Here is an 18900-nt window from a genome sequence, read left to right on the forward strand (position 1 = left end):
CGGTGGCGGTCAGCGTTGCGAGCTGGCGCGATCGGTCAGCGGATCTTCCAGCCCCACGTTCGTCGATGCGGATTCGTAAACGGCCCTATCGAGCAGACCGGTTTCCTTGGCCACCAGCACCGGCACCAGCATCTGCCCGGTGACGTTGGTCATGGTGCGCATCATGTCGAGGATGCGGTCGATCGCATACAGATAGCCGATGACTTCCAGCGGCAGGTTGGCCGCACTGAGCACCACCGTGGCCATGATCACCGCGGTCCCGGGCACGCCGGCCGTGCCGAAGCTGCCGAGCACAGAAGCGATCAACACCACGAAGTATTGATTGGCAGTCAGCGGCACGCCGGTGTATTGCGCAATGAACACTGCGCACAAGGCCGGAAAGATCGCGCCGCAGCCATCCATCTTGATGCTGGCACCCAGCGGCACCGCGAACGCGGCGTAATCCTTGCTGACGCCCAGGTTATGCGTGATCGAGCGCATCGCCACCGGCATCGCGGCAAAGCTGGACGAACTGACGAACGCCACCTGCATGCCCGGCGCCGCACCACGGAAGAACTTCCACGGATTCAATCCATGCAGCAACAGCAGGCTGCTGTAGACCACCACGATATGAATCGCGCAGGCGACATACAGCGCCAGTACGAAATTGCCGAACGGCAGCAACTTCGCAAAACCGTAGCTGCCGACCAGACTGGCAATCAGCCCGAAGGTGCCGAGCGGGGTCATCTCCAGCACGAAGCGGGTGACCTGGATCATGATGTCGCTCAGTTGCGCGGTGAGCTTGCGCGCCACGGCCACGCGCTCGCCGAGCTTGACCATCGCAAAGCCCAGCAGCGCGGCGAAGAAGATCACCGGCAGGATCGAACCACGCCCGGCCGCCAAGACCGTCTCGCCGGCCGCATTGGTCTTGGTGCCGATGCCGGTCAGTGCGTAGAACGGGTTGGAGGGCACCACGTCCAGCAGCACCTTGATCGGGCCGGGCACATCGCACGGCTTCCAGGCCGAGTCCACGCTCAGGCTGAAATGGCCGGCGCCGGGCTGCATCAGCGTGCCCACTGCCAGACCCACGCCCACCGCCAGCGCGGCGGTGATGACAAACCACAGAAAGGTACGCCCGCCAAGTGCGGCGACGGATTTCTGCCCGTGCAGCGAGGAGATCGCATTGATCACCGCGAAGAACACCAGCGGGATCGCGATCATCTTGATCAGGGTGACGTACAGATCGCCGAGTGGGCCGAACCACACATCGGCTGCAGGGCCCATGGCCGCTCCGGCGATCGCACCCAGCACGAAGCCGGCCACCACGCGTTGCCAGAACGGAATGCGCAACCAGGCCGAGACCAATGTCATGCGTCGAATCATCCGGGGGGAGAGTGCATGCACGATAGCTCAGGCCCGCGCTGGCCGCGAGACCACGACTGGAACAGCGGTGTGTCATCTGTGTGACACCAGGCATCCCGGCATAATGCGCGCTGATTCAGTCACGAGTTCGATGCCGATGCGTTACCGCCTGCCTGCCCTCGCCGCCCTGACCACCATGTGTGTCGCCGCCTGCGCTTCCACCACCGGCACCAGTGCGTCCGCGCCTGCCGCCGTGCGCGTGGAGGTGCCGCAGGTGACCCACCCCGCCGGTGAGACGCCGCAATGGTGGTACCGCTCGGGCGCCGCGCGCGCAGCCGGCAATGGCGCGATGGCCGGGCGCGCGCGCAACGTGATCCTGTTCCTGGGCGATGGCATGAGCCTGACCACGGTGGCCGCCGCGCGCATTCTGGATGGCCAGCGCAAGGGCGGGCCGGGCGAAGAGAACCTGCTGTCGTGGGAGCAATTCCCGGCGACCGCTTTCAGCAAGACCTACAACACCGATTCGCAAACGCCCGATTCGGCCGGCACCATGACCGCGATCACCACTGGCGTGAAATCGCACATGGGCGCGATCGGCGTCAGCAGCGGCAACCGCAGCGACTGCGCCGATAGCCTGGGCAAGGGGCTGCTGAGCTGGCTGCAACTGGCCGACAGCGCCGGCATGGCGACCGGCATTGTCACCACAACCCGCCTCACCCACGCCACCCCGGCGGCCACCTACGCGCACTCGCCGGACCGCAACTGGGAAAACGACACCGACCTGCCCGAGTCCGCGCGCACTGCAGGCTGCCAGGACATCGCCCAGCAACTGCTGTCCACCGCGCGCTTCGGACGCGGCCCGCAGGTGGTGCTGGGCGGCGGACGCAGCCAGTTCCAGACCGTGCAAGAGCGCGATCCGGAATACGACGACAAGGTGGGCCTGCGCCTGGACGGCCGCGATCTGGTCGCCGAATGGAAACAGGCGCATCCGCAAGGCGCCTATGTCTGGAACGAACAGCAACTGAAAGCAGCCGCCGGCGCACCCGCGCTGCTGGGCCTGTTCGAGCCGGATCACATGCAGTTCGACCACGACCGCAATCGCAGCCCGCAAGGCGAGCCCAGCCTGACCGAGATGACGCGCACCGCGATCCAGTCGCTGTCGCGCGACCCGAACGGCTTTGTGCTGATGGTCGAAGGCGGCCGTATCGATCACGCCAACCATGCCGGCAACGCCTACCGCGCGCTCGACGAGACGGTGTCGCTGTCCGAAGCGGTGCGCGCCGCCGTGCAGACCGCACCGCCGGACACGCTGATCATCGTCACCGCCGACCACTCGCATACGCTCAACTTCGTCGGCTACCCGGTGCGCGGCAACCCGATACTGGGCAAGGTGCGCGGCACCGGCGGCGAAGAAGGCGACCGCACCCAGCTGGCCACCGACCTGGCCGGCCAGCCCTACACCACACTGAGCTACGCCAACGGCCCCGGCCACACCGGCGCCAGCAACGCGCAGCCGGCCGGACCGAAGAAGTACCCGCACGAACCCAGCAGCAGCGAGCCGGCTTCCGGACGCCCGGATCTGACCCACGTCGACACCGAGGCACCCAGCTACATGCAGGAATCGCTGGTACCGACCAAGTCCGAAAGCCATGGCGGCGAAGACGTCGGCATCTGGGCCACCGGCCCGGGCAGCGCGGCGTTCCGCGGCACGCTGGAAGAGAACGTGATCTACCACGTCATCGTGCAGGCCACCCCGCGCCTGCGCGAGCGCCTGTGCAAGGCCGGCACCTGCGACAGCGCCGGCGTGCCGGTGGAGTTGCCGGCATCGGCGGCGTTCGAGACTGCGACCAAACGTTGATGTGCAGCGCTGCGCCGTTGCGATTGGCAGGCGGTGGCAATCCGCTACCGGTCGCACCGTGCCGCAGCGCTGTCTTGATCGGCATGCACAGATGACTGCCCTGGCGCTCCCCGCGACGCCGCCGGGCCCGATCCTTGTCGCCTACAGCGGCGGCATGGATTCGAGCGTGTTGCTGCAGCTGCTGGCAGCCGCGCCGCGCTATCGCGACATCGGCTTGCGCGCGGTGCACGTGCATCACGGCTTGCACGCCGATGCCGATGCATGGGCTGCGCATTGCCAGCGCCAATGCGATGCATTGCAGATTCCCTTGCAGATCGCGCGCGTGCAGGTCGCGCGCAATAGCGGCCTGGGTCTGGAAGCGGCCGCACGCCATGCGCGCCACGCCGCGTTTGCCGAAACACTTACGCCCGGCGAATGGCTAACGCTGGCGCACCATCGCGATGACCAGGCCGAAACCTTCCTGCTGCGTGCCCTGCGCGCTTCCGGCCCGGACGGCTTGGCTGCCATGCGCGCGCAGCGTCCGTTCGCAGGCGGCATGCTCTGGCGTCCATTGCTGGACCATGCACGCACCGACTTGCTGGCCTATGCGCAGGCACATGGGCTGGAATGGATCGAAGACCCCAGCAATACCGACACACGGTACGACCGCAACTTCCTGCGCACCCAGCTGATGCCCTTGCTGCAGCAACGCTGGCCACAGGCCGCAGAGGCGTTGGCACGCAGCGCGCACCTGAGCGCCGATGCCAGCGACCTGCTGCTGCAAGAGGACATCGCGCTGCTGCCCGGCATGCTGACCGCAACCGGCGCGCTGGATCTGCAGCGGCTGCGTGCACAGCCCGCAGCACGCCAGCCACGCCTGCTACGCGCTTGGGTGACTGCTGCAAATGCACCTCCGCTACCCGCACACGGCGTGGCCGCGTTGGAGCAGGAAATCGACAACCACGCCCCGGACCGGCAAGCCTGTTTTGCCTGGCAACAGGTCGAGGTGCGTCGCTGGCGCCAGTGTCTGTATTTACTTTGCCCACACACCGCATGGCCGCCGCAGTGGCAGACGCACTGGGATGGCCAGGCGCCGCTGCACCTGCCCGATGGCGCGCAGTTGCAGTTACACGGCGTCCCCGGCCTGCGCTTTGCACCACCGTTGCTGGTGCAAGCACGCCACGGTGGCGAGCGCATCGTGTTGCCGCAACGCCCACAGTCGCATCGACTCAAGCACCTGCTGCAGGAACTGGATCTGCCTCCCTGGGAACGCGAACGCCTGCCGATCCTGTGGGCCGGCGACCAGGTACTCGCAGCCGGCGATCGCATCATCTCGGCCGCATTGAATGACTGGCTGCAGGCCAATGGCGCCTATCTGCAATGGCGCAGCAATGCAGCTGCGAATTGACCCGCCTGCGCGCGCGCCGCACACTTTAACGATGGCCAAGAAGTCCTTGAACGAAACATCCCCGGTTGCCCGCTTCGAACAGTCGCTGGAAGAACTCGAGCAACTGGTGCAGAAGATGGAAGTCGGCGACCAGAGCCTGGAGCAATCGCTCATGGCCTATGAGCGTGGCATCGGCTTGTACCGCGATTGCCAGCAGGCACTGGAACACGCCGAACTGCGCGTACGCATGCTGACCGACCCCGCCCGCCCCGATCTGGCCGAAACCTTCGAACCGCCGTCGTCGGACGGCGGCTGAGGTGAGTTCGGCGTTGTTCGATCACTGGATCGCCCGTACCGAACGCAGCCTGGAGGCGTGCTTGCCCAGCCCCACGCTGGCCCCGCAGCGCCTGCACGCCGCCATGCGGCATGCGGTACTGGGCGGCGGCAAGCGCATGCGTCCCTTGCTGGTGTATGCGACCGGCGCGCTGTTCGGCGCCGACGAAGACAGCCTGGACACCCCTGCCGTGGCGGTGGAGCTGATCCATGCCTATTCGCTGGTGCACGACGATCTGCCGGCGATGGACGACGACGCGCTGCGCCGCGGCCAGCCCACCGTACATATCGCCTTCGATGAAGCCACGGCGATTCTGGCCGGAGATGCGCTGCAGACGCGCGCGTTCGAACTATTGGCTTCGGCATCGGTGAGTGCCGACCTGCGGGTCGGCTGGCTGCAGAGCCTTGCCAGCGCTGCAGGCGCTGCCGGCATGTGCGGAGGCCAGGCACTGGATATCGATGCCACCGGCCAACTGCAATCGCTAAGCGACCTGGAACGCATGCACGCACTCAAGACCGGCGCGCTGATCCGCGCGGCGGTGCGCATGGGCGCGTTGACCGGTGGCGCCGCGCATGCCGACCAGCTGCGCCTGGACGCCTTTGCCGATGCGCTGGGCCTGGCGTTCCAGGTCCGCGACGACATTCTGGATGTGGAATCGAGCTCGGCGCAGCTGGGCAAGACCGCCGGCAAGGACGCTGCGCAATCCAAATCCACCTATCCCGCCCTGCTCGGGATGGAGGGCGCCAAGGCCAAGCTGGCAGAGCTGGCCACGCGCATGCAGGACATCCTGCAGCCCTACGGCCAGCCCGGCGAAACGCTGGCGACGCTGGGCCGGTTTGCGGTGGACCGCGCGCACTAGCGCGACGCTCAGAACGACCACCCAGTCATACAAACGGCCCACGCGATCAAACGCGGACGTCGCTGCGTGGTTACTCCCCAGCGGCAGCGATGCATGCATCGATCATGCGATCGCGCCGCCATTTGCGCACACCGTGCGCCAGCGCACGGTGGAGACGTAGAGCGTCCTCGAATAACCGGAGCTCTTCGTCACAAAACGTAAATTCTCTTTACATAGATTTTCACAAGGGAATTTATGCAGCGCGCGTTAAAAATGTGGATGGACGCACACCTTGGAGCCAAATTGTCGCCATCGCTATCCATATTTGCCATTCCAGCGCCATTAGCAGGCCAAAAACAGCACTAATCGATTGTCTTGTCGTGCCCGCTCGCCCTGCCTAGGTTGGTCTGCCCGCGTTCAGCGGACATCCCCCGATCACATGGAGAGTTGCTGGTGAAGAATGTTTTTCTCGCATCGTTTGCAGCAGGCACGTTGGCCGTTGTTGGCGTGCTCGGATCGGCCCAGGCGCAGTCCGTGCGCGGCCCGGTTCCGTTGACCATCGAACTGGCGCCGGTCGCCGATCAGGCAGGGCGGCACCAAGGCAAGATCGCCGTCACCGTTACCAACAACGGCAGCCAGATCGCGCGCGTCCCGACCTACCAACTGCCGCTGAAGTCACTGGATAACGGCATTCTGGACGTCAGCCGCGATGGTACGCCGGTGAACTACACCGGGCGCCTGGTCAAGCGCGGCCTGCCCAAGGCGGCCGACTTCACCATCCTCAAGCCCGGCCAGAGCGTGCAGGGCGAGGTCGATCTGGCGGGCGCCTACGATCTGTCCACCAGCGGCAACTACACCATCCAGGTCCGTTCGTCGCTGCAATACGCCTCACTGTCCGATGGCAGCCTGATGAAGGCGGCCAACGGCGAGCCGGCCGTGGCCACCAGCACCCCGCTCACCGTCTGGCTGGACGGCGCACGGCGCGGCGTGCAACGCCAGCTCGCAGTCGGCCCGACCGCCGTGGTCAACGGCATCAACTATCTCAACTGCAGCACCACCCGCACCAACCAGGCCGCCAGTGCCGTCACTGCCGCGCGTAATTATTCGCAGAACGCGCGTACCTAGCTCAACGGCGGCAGCACCGGCGCGCGCTACACCACCTGGTTCGGCGCCTACAACGCCTCACGCTACAGCCGGGTCAGCTCGAACTTCGTCAACATCGACAACGCGCTGGACCAGAACAACGGCCAGCTGACGATCAACTGCAGCTGCGAAGCGGATCTGGCGGAGCGCTTTCGCCTACGTCTATCCGAACCAGCCGTACGAGATCCATGTGTGCAACGCCTTCTGGAGTGCGTCGACAACCGGTACCGACTCCAAGGCCGGCACGCTGGTGCACGAGACCAGCCACTTCACCGTGGTGGCCGGCACCCAGGACCGCGTCTACGGTCAGTCCGGCGCGCGCAGCCTGGCGATCAGCAACCCGGCCCAGGCGATCACCAATGCCGACAGCCACGAGTACTTCGCCGAAAACACCCCGGCGCAGAACTGATCCAGCAGTCCGTCTGAAACGCCAAAGGCCCGGCATCGCTGCCGGGCCTTTGTTTTTCGCATTGCAACCGGTTACTTGATCAGGCGCAGCGTGAACGGATAACGGTAATGCTCGCCGTTGTTGGCCTTTACCGCGGCCAGGATGCACAGCACCAGATTGGCGATCCACACCAGCGTCGGCACAAAGAACAGAATGCCGAACGACACGATGGTCAAGATCACCGCAGCCACATAGGCGATGATCACGGTGATCTGGAAATTCAGCGCTTCCTTGGCCTGGTCGGTGGCAAACGGCTTGGACGGGCTGGCGTCCTTGCTGATCAGCCAGATCACCAACGCGCCGATGAAGGACGTCAGGATGCCGAGCAGATGCGCGGCAAGCGCCAGGGTGCGCTCCTCCGACGGCGAGCTGGTGCCGATCGGCGGTGGCGGCGGTGCAGCGTGTGACTCGAAGTCGCTCATCTATGTCTCCCCATGCATGGTTGTGGTGCGGCGGACTATAGCAACCCTTCAGCCAGCCACCAGTGCGGGAAGACATGGTCTCGTTCGCGATGCTCCGCGGCAGTCGCCGGGAGCGGTGAGCCCAGTCGTTGCGATCGACGCGCTCAGCTATCGCCTGCCACCGTCATGCGGTTGAGCAGCACCGCACCGATCTTGACGTGCGAACGCGGATCCACATCGTTGCCTACCGCCTCGATGCCGGCGAACATCTCGCGCAGGTTGCCGGCGATAGTCAGACCATCGACCGGATAGGCGATCACGCCATTCTCGATCCAGAAACCACCGGCGCCGCGCGAGTAATCGCCGGTCACCGGATTGACGCCGTTGCCCATCAGTTCGGTGACCAGTAGACCACGCGACATGCCGGACATCATCGAGGCCAGATCGCCCGCATTCGCAGTGACCTGCAGGTTGTGGACGCCGCCGGCGTTGGCGGTGGTCTGCAGGCCCAGCTTGCGTGCCGAATAGCTACCGAGTACATACCGCTGCAGCACGCCATCGGTGATCAGCGCCGAACGCCGCGTCGCCACGCCCTCGCCATCGAAGGCGGCCGAGCGCAGCCCGCGGCGCAGATGCGGCAGCTCCTCGATGTTGAACCAGTCCGGGAACAGCTTGGTGCCGACACTGTCGAGCAGGAAGCTGGCACGCCGATACAGCGCGCCGCCGGAGACCGCGCCAAGCAGATGGCCGACCAGCGAGCGCGCCACTTCCGGCGCAAACAGCACCGGCAGCTGGCCGGTCGGCAGTGAACGCGGTTGCAGCCGCGCCAGGGTGCGCTCGGCAGCATGGCGGCCGATCGCCTCGGGGGCTTCCAGGTCTTCGCGTGCCAGCGCGCTGCTGTACCACCCATCGCGCTGCATGCCGTCGCCCTGCCCGGCGATCAGCGCGCAGCTGATCGAATGATGGGTGCCGCGCTCGCGGCCGATGAAGCCATGCGAGTTGGCATACACCGACAGGCTGAGCCCGGTGCTGGCCGAGGCGCCATCGGAATTGCTGATCCGGGCATCGGCATCGCGCCCTGCGGTTTCGCAGGCCAGCGCCAGGTCCACCGCGGTGTCGGCGTCCAGCGCCCACGGGTGCCAGCTGTCCAGTTCGGGAAAGTCGCGCGCCATCAGCTCCGGGGCGGCCAGACCGGCGGCCACGTCGTCTTCGGTGTAGCGGGCGATCGCGCAGGCCTGGGCCACGGTGGATTCCAGGCTGGAATCCTGCAGGTCGGCGGTGCTGGCGCTGCCCTTGCGCTTGCCGAAGTAGACGGTGACCGCGATACCGCGGTCGCGGGTGGATTCCACCGTTTCCACGTCACCCAGCCGCACGTTGACGTCCAGGCCGCGCTCTTCGCTGCAGCTCACTTCGGCCTGGGTGGCGCCGGCCGCACGGGCGCGCTCGAGCAGGCGCTGCGAGATGTCGGTGAGCGCGTCAAGACGCTGCAGGCTGTCGTCGTGGACACGTGTTTCGGAGGAGAGTGCGTTCAATGCTTTATCCTTAGGAACGCGGATCCTTCCGCAAAAGCTCGGCCATCGTTGGCCGGAGTGTCTGAATTCAGTGCGGAGTGTTCCGCCGGCGCCCGGCCGTTCAAGGCCGGAGTTTTTATCAACCAAGTTTCGGGATGTAGTGGCAATGCGCGGACGCGACGAAGACACCGGTGAATTTCGCGGCGCCAGCCGCAGCCAGCAACGGCGCGAGGCGCTGGAAATTTTCGACCTGGGCGAAAAGCTGGTGGCGCTCACCCCGGCGCAGCTGGCCAAGTTGCCGGTGCCCGAATCGCTGATTCCGCATATCGAAGAGAGCAAGCGCATCACCTCGCATATCGCGCACAAGCGGCAGCTGGCGTTTCTGGCCAAGCACATGCGCCGCGAGGACGACACCACGCTGAACGCGCTGCGCGACGCGCTGGATGCCAATAGCGACACCGCGCGCCGCGAAGTGGCTGCGATCCACCGCGTCGAGCGTTGGCGCGAGCGGCTGCTGGCCGAGAGCGACGTGGCCCTGGCCGAATTGCTGGAAGCCTACCCGGCCGCCGACCGCCAGCAACTGCGCCAGCTGGTGCGCAACGCCATCAGCGAGCGGGCCAAGAACAAGCCGCCGCGCGCCTACCGCGAGCTGTTCCAGGTGCTGCGCGAGTTGTCCACGCAGGCGGGCGAAGAAGTGGATGCCGGCGACGACGACATCGATCTCAACGAGAGCGACGACGCCGACAGCGAAGAAACGCGGACCGAGGACTGAGGAACCACACAGGCGGGACGCATCACGCCCCGACGCCCCCGCTGTTGCGATTCCCGAATCCCCATTCCCGAATCCCCGCATCTCAGGCCTGCGTTCCGCCAACGGTGATGCCGTCGATCAGCAGCGAGGGCTGGCCGACGCCGACCGGCACGCTCTGCCCGTCCTTGCCGCACACGCCCACGCCTTCGTCCAGCGCCAGATCATTGCCGATCATGCGCACCTTCTGCATGGTCTCCGGTCCGTTGCCGATCAGCGTGGCGCCCTTGACCGGCGCGGTGACCTTGCCGTCTTCGATCAGGTAGGCCTCGGTGGCCGAGAACACGTACTTGCCGCTGGTGATGTCGACCTGGCCGCCGCCGAAGTTGACCGCGTAAATGCCCTTCTTCACCGAGCGGATCATTTCCTGCGGGTCGTGCTGCCCGGCGCGCATGTAGGTGTTGGTCATGCGCGGCATGGTCAGGTGCGCAAACGACTCGCGGCGGCCGTTGCCGGTCGGCGCCACGCCCATCAGGCGCGCATTGTGGGTGTCCTGCATGTAGCCGACCAGCACACCGTCTTCGATCAGCGTGGTGCACTGGGTGGGCGTGCCTTCGTCGTCGATATTGAGCGAGCCGCGACGGCCGTCCAGGGTGCCGTCATCGACGATGGTCACACCCGGCGAGGCCACGCGCTCGCCGATGCGGCCGGCGTAGACGCTGGTGCCCTTGCGGTTGAAGTCGCCTTCCAGACCGTGGCCGACTGCCTCGTGCAGCAGCACGCCGGGCCAGCCGGGGCCGAGTACCACCTGCATCACGCCGGCCGGAGCCGGAATCGCATCCAGATTGACCAGGGCCTGGCGCAGCGCTTCGCGCGCAAAGCCTTCCGGGCGGCCGTCGGCGAACAGCTCGGCATAGCCGTAACGCCCGCCGCCACCGGAATAGCCGGATTCGCGGCGCCCGCCGTGTTCGACGATCACTTGCACGTTCATGCGCACCAGCGGGCGTACATCGGCGGCCAGCACGCCGTCGCTGCGCGCGATCAGTACCGTGTCCACGCCACCGGACAGGCTCACCATCACCTGTTTGACGCGCGGGTCGGCCGCGCGCACGTACTGGTCGATGCGACGCAACAACTCGACCTTGGTCGCGCTGTCCATGTCGTCGATCGGGTCGGTGGCCGGGTACAGCGCACGGCCACTGCCGCGCACCAGCGTGCGAGTGGATTGCGCACCGCCGTCGCGCGAGATCGCACGTGCCGACTGCGCCGCTTCCAGCAGCGCCTCGCGCTGGATGTCGTCGGAATAGGCGAAGCCGGTCTTTTCGCCGGAAATCGCACGCACGCCCACGCCTTGTTCGATGGAATGCGCACCGTCCTTGACGATGCCGTCTTCCACGCTCCAGCTCTCGCGTCGCGAATGCTGGAAATACAGGTCGCCGAAGTCGATGCCCGGGCCCAACAGGGCGCCGAAGGTGCGGTCGAGATGGCCGGTGTCCAGGCCGGAAGGAAGCAGCAGCCGGGTTTCGGCCAGAGTGAGAGCGTTATCGGTCATGCGATCAGGATGGGGCCCGCACGCCGGGGAGACAAGTCGTTCGGCTGAACGTGCGGCGCGGCTATCATCGCAGGCCCGCTGCCCTGCCGACGCCCGCGCATGAAGCTCACTGCCCACGTCCTGGATGGCCACACGCTGGACATCCGCCCCGCCCCGCACGAGCGCGACTGGATGGACGCCACCGACCAGCGCTATGCCTACCGTTGCCTGCCGCTGGCGATCGCCAATGCGCATGGCTGGGAGCTGCTGTGCCAGGCCAGTTTCGCGGCCAGCTGGAACGGCGGCGATGGCCTGGACGCCATTCAGATCGTTGCCGATGGCGGCAGCGCATCACCGGCGATCAGCCACTTCGGCTATGGCGTGCTGACCTTCCACGTGCCCTGCCTGTTCCGCACCGAAGAAGGCATCGATCTGTTCGTCACCGGGCCATTGAACCGGCCCAAGGACGGCATCGGCGCCTTGAGCGGCATGGTCGAAACCGACTGGAGCCCGTACACCTTCACCATGAACTGGAAGTTCACCCGGCCCGGGCGGGTGCGCTTCGACGCCGGCGAGCCGTTCTGCCATCTGTTTCCGCTGCCACGCCGGCTGATCGAGCAAGTGCAACCGCAGTGGCAGCCGCTGTCCGAGGCGCCGGAACTGGCGCGGCAGCACGCCGACTGGACCCACAGCCGCACGCGGTTTCTGGATGCATTGCCGGATGCGCAATCGGCCGCCGCACGCGAGAAATGGCAGCGCGGCTATTTCCGTGGCGTGGCTGGCGCGGATCAAGCGCCGGCGCCGGGCCACCGTTCGCGGCTGCGCCTGCCGATGTTCGCGCGTGCTGCCAGCGAAGACGAGGCGGATAACGGGACGCCAGCAGACTGAGCACGTCAGCGTCTGGGCGCGGCTCGCCACGTGCAGAGCTGGCTGGAAGGCGCTAGGTGTATTCGATTTGCCCGGCGGGCGCTTCAACGCCTCAGCGCCTCAGCGCGACGGTGTGCGGTGTGCGGTGTGCGGTGTGCGGACTGAATGGAAGCATTGCGCTCGGCGGGCTAGGCGCATTCGACTAACCCGCGGCGCGCCGCACGTTTGGGCGCCTCAGCGCGGCGCTGCACCAGGCTTGCTGGAACTGGCACCTGGCGCACTTGAAGAACTCGGTTTGCTTGGCACACGCTCGCGCGCTTCGCGTTCCACCACGTCCACCTGCGGCTCCTTCCACGGGCCGGTGACGTGATAGGTCTTGGCACCGATCGCGCCCAGCGGTTTGCTCAGCACCGCATTGGCGGCCGCGCCCACCGCCGCGCCGACCGGGCCACCGGCCACGGCGCCGACAACGGCCAGCAGGTTGCCGGCCTTGGGATTCACGTCCACGGTCTGGTCGAAGGTCTGCGCACGCAGGTCGGTCAGCCCGCGGATGGCGATGTCGGCGGCCGGGCCTTCGATGCGGATGGCGTCGGTGCGCGCGAAACCATCGCCGAAGCGCACCTCGCCGGCCAGCTTGTTGAACGCCAGCCCCTTGGAGAAGAAGTCGCGGAAGTCGAACATCAGCCGGCGCGGCAACTGCGCCACGCTGAGGAGGCCGAGCACACGGCCGGCACCGGGGTCCACTTCCAGCAATTGGCCGTTGCGCACATCGATCTTGAGATCGCCGTCCAGCGAACCGAGCGCAAAGCCGGTCGGCGAACCCTGCCAGCCGGCGTTGAGTTCCAGCTGGCCTTCGCCGCCGCGCAACTGACCGCCCAGGGTGAGGTTTTGCAGCAGATTGCCGAGATTGCGGCTGTCCACGCGCGCCGATAGCCGGGTGCTGGCGGATTCGCCCTTGCCGCGCCAGGCGCCGGTCAGACCAATGCTCTGATCGTTGGAGCGCAGTTGCAGCTGATCCACCTGCATGCCGTCGCTGAGCCGGCTGCTGCGCAGGATGGCGGCGCCCAGGGTCATCTTGCCGACCTGCAGGTCATCGATATCCAGCGACAACGGCGGAATCGACACCGGGTCGAACTCGGCCACCGCGCGGCGCGCCGGCTCGGGTAGGGCGCCGGCCAGCGGGTCGCCCGGCTCGGGCGCGGCCGGTTCGGCCGCCACCACCACCGGCTGCCAGTGCACGGTGCGCAGCTTGCCCTGCACGGCGGCGCCGTCGGCATTGGGCACCGTGAGCTGGCCGGCCAGCGACGGCCCGTCCAGTGTCACCGCCACCGCGTCGCGGGTCGGGCGCAGCCGCAGCCGGGTCTGCGGGAACACGCCGCCGATCATCAGCAGTCTGTCTGCCTGCACGTCCACCTGCTGCAGTGGCACGGTGCTCTGTTTGGTCTCCGGCTGGCCCGGCAGCGGCGGCATCTCCGGCTCGCCGCTGCCGCGGGCCAGGCTGATCCAGTCGATCGCATCCAGCGAGGCGGTGCGGCCGGTGACGATCAATCCGTTGGCCGGTGGGCGCTCGCTGACCGTGTCGGTGCCCATCACCACGCGCACGCCGGTCTGGTTGCCCTGGCTGCTGGCCTTGAGCGCCACCAGCTTGCCGAACGCCACATCGATATCGCCATCGCCGACCGGCAAAGCCACCTTGACCTGGGTGTCCAGCGGCTGGGTGGCCGCCTTGTCCAGCGGCGCGGGCAGATCCAGGGTGGTGCCGACCAGGTCCGAGCGCAGGCTCAACATCGCCTTCGCATCGGTCTGGCCCGGCGGCGGCAGCGGCACATCCACGCCCACCTGCCAGGGCGCGCTGCCGTGCACGTAGGGGCGCAGCCATTCCATCTGTGGCGCGCGGTCGAACAACTCCTTGGCATCCAGCGTCGCGGCAAAGCGCGCTTCGAACGCCTGCTTCGGGTCCTGCACGAAGCCGCCGGCACGCAAGGACAACTCGCCGCTGCGGCCCTGGTGCTGCACCCTCAACTGCTCGGCGGCAAAGCCGGTGTCGCGGTAGTCGGCTTGGCCGCTGACCTGGTCGAAGGCCAGATTCCAGCGCGCATCGGCCAGCTTGGCGCCCTGCAGTGCCACCGTGCCCTGCAGATGCCCGCCCACGCCCTTGCTGCGTAGCGGACGCAGCAGATCGAACGTCACCGTTGCCGGGCCCGACACCGTGAGATTGCGCAATGTGTCGCCGTAGCGACGCTCCAACGGACTTTTGCGCAGCATGCTCAGCAGCTGCGTGGCGTCGGCCTGGGTGGAGGCGCGCACATAGAGTTCGGAGGTGGCGAAATTGGGAATGCCGGCCTCAAGCCGGGTGATTGGCGCACCGGCCAGCTCGCCACTTCCCTGCAGGGAGAAGCCGTTGCCGAGGAAGCTCAGATCGGCCTGCACCTGCTCCATCGCCGGCCACTCGGGATTGAAGGGGATCACGCCGTCGCGAATATGGCCGAACGCTTCGAAGCGCCCGTCGTTACCTTCGAACGGCCAGTCGTCCAGATCGCCGCTGACCAGGCCGGTGCCGCCGGTGATCACGCCGCCGGCCACCGCCTTGTCCAGCCAGTCGATGGCGGGCTTGCTCATCTTCGAGCGGATCCAGAATTTGCGCGCCACCGGCAAGGCGACATCGTCCAGTTGCGTCGCCAACTGGATGCGCGGGCGGCTGCCATCGTTCTGGAACCACAGCCCGCCGCGCACATTGGCGCCGTAATCCTTGGCCTGCACCCGCAAGGCCGGCGTGGCGACCTGCCAGCCGGCGCCGTCGCGCCAGCCGACGAGCTTGCCGGCCAGCTGGATCTCATGCACCACCCCGAAGCCGGTCGGCCAGTCGAAACGCACCGTGGCATCGGGCGCGGTATCCAGCTCGACCGCCTGCGCATCGCCATCGATCTGCCCGCGCAAACCGCTGATGCCGGGCGCGTTGCCCACCGGTAGAAACGCCAATTCTTCGATCCGGCCCTGCGCGCGCAGTGCACCGCCCTGCTCGCCTGCAACCTGCAGGTCGGTCACGCGCAGCTGGGGTTTGGACAAACTCAACCAGCGCCGCAAGGTGGGCGACAGGTGGTCGCTCAATGCCGCCGCTGCGATCAGACCGGAGACATCCACATGTTTGCCGACCACCGCGTAACGGCGCCCGCCAGCGATGCTCAGCCCATCCAACTGCTGCAATTTGGCCGCCTGGCCGAGCCGCAGCAGCGGCGCATCCACCCGCCAGCCGCCTTCGATGGTCTGCCAGCGCGCGCGTGCCTGCAGCCGCTCCCACACCAGCGTGCGGCGTGCGGTTTCATCCGGTAGTGCGGCACCGGACAAGCGCACCTGTTGAAGATCGGCATCCACGGTGACACCAGTGATGCGGCGCGCACGCAGTTGTGCCCACGCCTGCAGCCGTCCGCCGCCGCCATCCACACGCATGCCGCCGACGTGCAGCAACGAGGCCCACGCGGCCAGATCTGCGGGGTCGGCTTGCGCATAGGCGCTGCCGTCGCCGCTGTTGCGATCGAACTCCAGCACGGTGGTCAACGGTGCGCGCTGCACATCGATCCATGCGTGGCTGCCGACTTTCACCGTCGAACCGCTGACACGCAGACGCAGATCGATGCGCGGCAACGTGGTGTCCAGGCCGATCGAAGGCGCGGTCACATGCAAACGCGCCTCGGCTACCTGGATTTCGCCGAGGCGACGCAAGGCTTCCAAGGGGTCGGCACGTCGCGCGGCCGGCAAGCCCTGCACCGACCACAGGCCGTCATCGCTACGCTGCAGCGTCAGTGCCAGACCACGCAGGCGGACTTCGGTCAGCGAATGGCCGGGCAACAGGCCGGCGTACATCGCCAGCAGGATTTCGGCCTGGCCCACGCGCACTTCGCCATGCGGGCCGATCCGCAACCCATCCAGCCGCAACAGCGGACCGCGTCGGGTCCACTCGGTCTGCAGGCGATCGAAGGCAATGGGCTGGCCGGCGCGCTGACTCAGCCACGCGGCGATCTGCTGCGGCCGCTGCTCAGCAAGCGGCAACGCCTGGCTGGCCGCACCCACCAGCAATGCGATCGCCACCAGCACGAGTGCGGTGGCGGTGATCGCATAGCGGCGAAACAGACGCAGACGGCGGCGCAGCGGGGTGGGCATTAACGGCCGGGAATGGGGAGTGGGAAATGGGGAATCGCAGGAGCAGAAAACGCGCCACACGCACGATCATCCACTTGCGCGCGCCGCCATTCTAAAGATGTCGGCAGTAACCCGCAGAGCGACTTTCGCTCCATCCCCATTCCCGATTCCCGACTCTCCATTCCCAGCCTCACAGCAACACCACATCGAACTGCTCCTGCAGATACTGGTCGTCGGACTGGAAGCGGATGCTCTTGCCCAGAAACTCCTCCAGCTCGGCCACCGCCGCCGATTCTTCGTCGGTGATGCGCGCCACCACTTTGGACGAGGCGATCACCAGCAGCCGCGCCGCATCGAATTGGCGCACCGCACGGGTGATCTCGCGGAAGATCTCGTAGGTCACCGTCTCGGCGGTCTTGATGGTGCCGCGCCCGCTGCACTGGCCGCAGGTTTCCGACAGCTGCCGCTCCAGGCTTTCGACGGTGCGCTTGCGGGTCATCTCGACCAGGCCCAGCGGCGAGAATTCGTACACCGTGGTCTTGGCGTGATCGCGTGCCAGCGCCTTTTCCAGCGTGCGCAGTACCTGGCGGCGATGCTCGGCGTCGTCCATGTCGATGAAGTCGATGATGATGATCCCGCCCAGGTGGCGCAGCCGCAGCTGCCGCGCCACCGCTTGCGCGGCTTCCAGGTTGGTGCGGAACACGGTTTCCTCGAGATTGCGCTGGCCGACGAACGAACCGGTGTTGACGTCGATGGTGGTCATCGCCTCGGTCTGGTCGATCACCAGATAGCCACCGGACTTGAGCGGCACCTGCTTGTTCAGCGCGCGCCCGATCTCGTCCTCGACCCCGTACAGGTCGAAGATCGGCCGGTCGCCGGTATACAGCTCCAGCCGCTCGGCCAGCACCGGCATGTACTTGGCCACGAACGCCTGCAGCTGCACGAAGGTTTCGTTGGAATCGACCTTGACCTTCTCCACGTCGCGGCGGATCAGATCGCGCACCGCACGCAGCGGCAGGCTCAGGTCTTCATAGATGATGCTGCACGGCGGCGCTTCGCGGCCGCGCCGCTCCACCACGTTCCAGACCCGCGACAGATAGGCGATGTCCTCGGCCAGCGCCTCGGCCGGCTGGCCTTCGGCATTGGTACGGATGATGTAACCAAAGCCGCCGTGCTGGGCCGAGACCTCGCTGACGATGGTCTTCAGGCGCAGCCGCTCGGCCTCGTCTTCGATCCGCGCCGACACCCCGACGATCTTTGACTGCGGCAGCAGCACCAGATAGCGCGAGGGAATGCTGATCTGGGTGGTCAGCCGCGCGCCCTTGGTGCCGATCGGGTCCTTGACCACCTGCACCACGATGTCCTGGCCGTCGCGCAACAGCTCCACGATCGGCACCGAGGCCGCCGGCGGCGGCGGAATCGGGGTCTCTTCGGTATCGACAACGCTGGCCGGCGCCGGCGCCGGGCGGATCACGTCGTTGGCGTGCAGGAACGCGGCGCGCTCCAGGCCCAGTTCCACGAACGCCGCCTGCATGCCGGGCATCACCCGCTGCACCTTGCCCTTGTAGATATTGCCGACCACGCCACGGCGCCAACCGCGCTCGATATGCAGTTCCTGCAGCATGCCGTTCTCGATCACCGCCACGCGGGTCTCGCGCGGAGTGACGTTGACCAAAATCTCTTCCGACATCAATGCGCTCCGAAGGCTGTGAGCAACTGCGAGGTGTGAAATAAGGGCAATCCCATCACGCCGGAATAGCTACCGGACAGATGGCTGATAAAACGTTCGGCGCGTCCCTGGATCGCGTAAGCGCCGGCCTTGCCCATCGGCTCGCCGCAGGCCGCATAGGCGGCGATCTGCGCAGCATCGAGCGTGTCGAACGTGACCTCCGATACCACCAACGCCTGTGCCGGGGCACGTTGTGCGCAGACTAGAACCACCGCCGTGAGCACCTGGTGGGTGCGCCCTGACAGCAAGCTCAACATCGCGATCGCATCGGCCACATCGACCGGCTTGCCGAACACCCGCTCGCCCAACACCACCTCGGTATCGGAGCCCAGCACGATCGCATCGGGGTCGCTGGCCTGCACCTGCGCCAGCCCGGCGCGCGCCTTGTCCAGCGCAACGCGTTGCACGTAGTGCGCGGGCGATTCGTCGGGCGCGCGCAGCTCGGGCATGTCCAGTTGCAAGGTCTGGAACGGCACATCCAGGCGTTGCAGGAGTTCTTGTCGGCGCGGCGACCGGGAGGCGAGATAAAGCATCCTTCCAGCATACCTGTTGCCCATGCTCGCCCGCTTGCTTGCATGGGACACAGTGGTCGCGTTCGACTCACAACATGTTCATCGAACTCACAACACGCTCTGCACACAGACAAGG

General features: G+C 66.7%; 13 protein-coding genes and 1 pseudogene. 7 read left to right on the top strand and 7 right to left on the bottom strand.

What is annotated here, in order from left to right:
* Nucleotides 1-9 precede the first annotated feature (9 nt).
* Nucleotides 10-1350, bottom strand: a complete 1341-nt coding sequence (locus tag NDY25_RS01875; protein ID WP_168957755.1) for a dicarboxylate/amino acid:cation symporter — start codon at nucleotides 1348-1350, stop codon at nucleotides 10-12.
* Between the two features lie 142 nt (nucleotides 1351-1492).
* Between NDY25_RS01875 and NDY25_RS01880 the strand changes: the two genes are divergently transcribed.
* The 5 genes and pseudogenes from NDY25_RS01880 (at nucleotide 1493) to NDY25_RS01900 (ending at nucleotide 7289) form a co-directional block, all read left to right on the top strand.
* Nucleotides 1493-3199, top strand: a complete 1707-nt coding sequence (locus NDY25_RS01880) for an alkaline phosphatase (RefSeq protein WP_168957756.1) — start codon at nucleotides 1493-1495, stop codon at nucleotides 3197-3199.
* 91 nt (nucleotides 3200-3290) lie between these two features.
* Nucleotides 3291-4586, top strand: coding sequence for a tRNA lysidine(34) synthetase TilS (tilS, locus tag NDY25_RS01885; RefSeq protein WP_168957757.1), 1296 nt, complete (start codon nucleotides 3291-3293; stop codon nucleotides 4584-4586).
* A 31-nt stretch (nucleotides 4587-4617) separates the two neighbouring features.
* Nucleotides 4618-4881, top strand: a complete 264-nt coding sequence (locus tag NDY25_RS01890; protein WP_023903381.1) for an exodeoxyribonuclease VII small subunit — start codon at nucleotides 4618-4620, stop codon at nucleotides 4879-4881.
* A gap of 1 nt (nucleotide 4882) precedes the next feature.
* Nucleotides 4883-5758 carry a polyprenyl synthetase family protein gene (locus tag NDY25_RS01895; protein ID WP_168957758.1) on the top strand — a complete coding sequence of 292 codons (876 nt, stop codon included), beginning with the start codon at nucleotides 4883-4885 and terminating at the stop codon, nucleotides 5756-5758.
* A 432-nt stretch (nucleotides 5759-6190) separates the two neighbouring features.
* Nucleotides 6191-7289: pseudogene (locus tag NDY25_RS01900) on the top strand (M35 family metalloendopeptidase).
* 71 nt (nucleotides 7290-7360) lie between these two features.
* Here the strand turns inward: NDY25_RS01900 and NDY25_RS01905 are convergent.
* The gene (locus NDY25_RS01905) at nucleotides 7361-7750 is read right to left on the bottom strand and encodes a DUF4870 domain-containing protein (RefSeq protein ID WP_006449957.1); all 390 of its coding nucleotides are present in this window, start codon (nucleotides 7748-7750) and stop codon (nucleotides 7361-7363) included.
* Between the two features lie 143 nt (nucleotides 7751-7893).
* Nucleotides 7894-9261, bottom strand: coding sequence for a metalloprotease PmbA (gene pmbA, locus NDY25_RS01910; protein WP_168957759.1), 1368 nt, complete (start codon nucleotides 9259-9261; stop codon nucleotides 7894-7896).
* A 145-nt stretch (nucleotides 9262-9406) separates the two neighbouring features.
* On the opposite strand from pmbA, the gene yjgA reads away from it, so the two are divergent.
* Nucleotides 9407-10012, top strand: coding sequence for a ribosome biogenesis factor YjgA (gene yjgA, locus NDY25_RS01915; RefSeq protein ID WP_168957760.1), 606 nt, complete (start codon nucleotides 9407-9409; stop codon nucleotides 10010-10012).
* Between the two features lie 82 nt (nucleotides 10013-10094).
* Here yjgA and tldD read toward each other — a convergent pair whose 3' ends face one another.
* Complete coding sequence (tldD, locus tag NDY25_RS01920; RefSeq protein ID WP_043889082.1) at nucleotides 10095-11540, bottom strand: metalloprotease TldD; 1446 nt, start codon at nucleotides 11538-11540, stop codon at nucleotides 10095-10097.
* Nucleotides 11541-11639: 99 nt separating this feature from the next.
* On the opposite strand from tldD, the gene NDY25_RS01925 reads away from it, so the two are divergent.
* On the top strand, nucleotides 11640-12407 hold the full coding sequence (locus NDY25_RS01925) for a DUF6065 family protein (protein ID WP_168957761.1): 768 nt from the start codon (nucleotides 11640-11642) through the stop codon (nucleotides 12405-12407).
* A gap of 213 nt (nucleotides 12408-12620) precedes the next feature.
* On the opposite strand, the gene NDY25_RS01930 is transcribed toward NDY25_RS01925, so the two are convergent.
* The 3 genes from NDY25_RS01930 to NDY25_RS01940 form a co-directional block, all read right to left on the bottom strand.
* On the bottom strand, nucleotides 12621-16544 hold the full coding sequence (locus tag NDY25_RS01930) for a YhdP family protein (protein ID WP_256627737.1): 3924 nt from the start codon (nucleotides 16542-16544) through the stop codon (nucleotides 12621-12623).
* Between the two features lie 169 nt (nucleotides 16545-16713).
* Nucleotides 16714-18213 (bottom strand): ribonuclease G, encoded by a 1500-nt coding sequence (gene rng, locus NDY25_RS01935; RefSeq protein WP_251754762.1) that lies wholly within the window; start codon nucleotides 18211-18213, stop codon nucleotides 16714-16716.
* Nucleotides 18213-18785 carry a Maf-like protein gene (locus NDY25_RS01940; RefSeq protein ID WP_168957763.1) on the bottom strand — a complete coding sequence of 191 codons (573 nt, stop codon included), beginning with the start codon at nucleotides 18783-18785 and terminating at the stop codon, nucleotides 18213-18215. Before NDY25_RS01940 ends, rng begins: the two co-directional genes overlap by 1 nt.
* Nucleotides 18786-18900: the final 115 nt, after the last annotated feature.

This window comes from Xanthomonas hortorum pv. pelargonii, from assembly GCF_024499015.1.
Classification (GTDB): domain Bacteria; phylum Pseudomonadota; class Gammaproteobacteria; order Xanthomonadales; family Xanthomonadaceae; genus Xanthomonas; species Xanthomonas hortorum_B.

Coding starts and splice junctions, on each gene's coding strand:
- NDY25_RS01875 (WP_168957755.1), bottom strand. CDS start 1,350: ATGACATTGGTCTCGGCCTGGTTGCGCATTCCGTTCTGGCAACGCGTG.
- NDY25_RS01880 (WP_168957756.1), top strand. CDS start 1,493: ATGCCGATGCGTTACCGCCTGCCTGCCCTCGCCGCCCTGACCACCATG.
- tilS (WP_168957757.1), top strand. CDS start 3,291: ATGACTGCCCTGGCGCTCCCCGCGACGCCGCCGGGCCCGATCCTTGTC.
- NDY25_RS01890 (WP_023903381.1), top strand. CDS start 4,618: ATGGCCAAGAAGTCCTTGAACGAAACATCCCCGGTTGCCCGCTTCGAA.
- NDY25_RS01905 (WP_006449957.1), bottom strand. CDS start 7,750: ATGAGCGACTTCGAGTCACACGCTGCACCGCCGCCACCGCCGATCGGC.
- yjgA (WP_168957760.1), top strand. CDS start 9,407: ATGCGCGGACGCGACGAAGACACCGGTGAATTTCGCGGCGCCAGCCGC.
- tldD (WP_043889082.1), bottom strand. CDS start 11,540: ATGACCGATAACGCTCTCACTCTGGCCGAAACCCGGCTGCTGCTTCCT.
- NDY25_RS01925 (WP_168957761.1), top strand. CDS start 11,640: ATGAAGCTCACTGCCCACGTCCTGGATGGCCACACGCTGGACATCCGC.
- NDY25_RS01930 (WP_256627737.1), bottom strand. CDS start 16,544: ATGCCCACCCCGCTGCGCCGCCGTCTGCGTCTGTTTCGCCGCTATGCG.
- rng (WP_251754762.1), bottom strand. CDS start 18,213: ATGTCGGAAGAGATTTTGGTCAACGTCACTCCGCGCGAGACCCGCGTG.
- NDY25_RS01940 (WP_168957763.1), bottom strand. CDS start 18,785: ATGCTTTATCTCGCCTCCCGGTCGCCGCGCCGACAAGAACTCCTGCAA.